Genomic DNA, 656 nt, shown 5'->3' with positions numbered 1-656 from the left:
ACGCCCGATCTTCCCTCCAATGGAGTGACAGGTGGCTCAATTCGATGTGTTTAACGGCGACGCTGACGGTATCTGCTCGCTGCATCAACTGAGGCTCAACCATCCTGTCGATGCGCAGCTCGTCACGGGTGTGAAGCGCGATGTCTGCCTGCTGCGTCGCGTAAGGGCACGGTCTGGCGATAGCGTGACTGTGCTTGATGTCTCGCTCGATTCCAACCGCGCTTCGCTGATGTCGCTTCTCGATCGGGGTGTCAACATCGACTATTTCGATCATCACTTTCCAGGTCGCATTCCGCACGTTGCCCGACTGACTACGCATATCGGTACATCAGCCGATACATGCACCGGCCTGATCGTGAATCATTATCTTCGGGGTGAGAACAGATTGTGGGCGATAGTCGCGGCGTACGGCGACAACCTTGCCCATGCGGCGCATCGGCTTGCCATCGCGTGTGCACTGCCGCCTCCCGAAGAAGAGCGGCTGCGTGAACTGGGGGAAGCGATCAACTACAACGCGTATGGAGAAAGCGTCGAGGATCTGATAGTCGACCCTGTCACGATGTATCGGGATATTCAGCCGTTTTCAAACCCTTTGGATTTCATTGCGGCCACCAACCTGCCGGGCCGCCTGACGCTGGCACGCATGGAAGATCTCG

At 57.3% G+C, this 656-nt stretch carries 1 pseudogene; it reads left to right on the top strand.

The features are described from left to right. Positions 1 to 31 precede the first annotated feature (31 nt). A pseudogene (locus H3V53_RS43255) lies at positions 32 to 656 on the top strand (acetyltransferase); the annotation flags it as partial.

This window comes from Paraburkholderia bengalensis (assembly GCF_037126505.1).
In the GTDB taxonomy this organism is placed as follows: domain Bacteria; phylum Pseudomonadota; class Gammaproteobacteria; order Burkholderiales; family Burkholderiaceae; genus Paraburkholderia; species Paraburkholderia bengalensis.
Note: the sequence above shows the minus strand (reverse complement) of the source record. Positions and strands in the feature narration are given on the sequence as shown.